The organism is Cupriavidus sp. FW305-26, from assembly GCF_058787975.1.
In genome coordinates, this window is sequence record NZ_JBYTAH010000171.1 from 1 (window position 1) to 569 (window position 569).

Annotated in this window: 1 protein-coding gene; it reads right to left on the reverse strand. The window is 66.1% G+C overall.

Annotated elements, in window-relative coordinates:
- A partial coding sequence (locus tag AC3WQZ_RS35730) for an acyl-CoA dehydrogenase family protein (RefSeq protein WP_492302172.1) occupies positions 1-569 on the reverse strand: 569 nt, incomplete at both ends.

Sequence of the window (569 nt, forward strand, 5' to 3'; positions counted from 1 at the left end):
ACCACGTCCATGCACGCCTGCATGATCCCGACCGGGCCGCCGGACAGCACCGCGCGCTCGTAGTCCAGCCCGCTCATCAGCACCTTGGCGCCGCCGTTCTCGGCGCCAAGGATGTTCTCGACCGGCACTTCCACGTCCTGGAACACCAGTTCGCCGGTGTGCGAGCCGCGCATGCCCAGCTTGTCCAGCTTCTGCGCCACCGAGAAGCCCTTCATGCCCTTTTCGACGATAAAGGCGGTCATGCCGCGCGCGCCCAGCTCAGGCTCGGTCTTGGCATAGACCACCAGCACGTCGCAGTCCGGGCCGTTGGTGATCCACATCTTGGTGCCGTTGAGCACGTAGCGGTCGCCCTTGAACTCGGCGCGCAGCTTCATGCTGACCACGTCGGAGCCGGCATTGGGCTCGCTCATGGCCAGCGCGCCGATCCATTCGCCCGAGACCAGCTTGGGCAGGTACTTCGCCTTCTGCGCCGGCGTGCCGTTGCGGTGGATCTGGTTCACGCACAGGTTGGAATGCGCGCCGTACGACAGGCCGACCGACGCCGAGGCGCGGCTGATTTCTTCCATCGC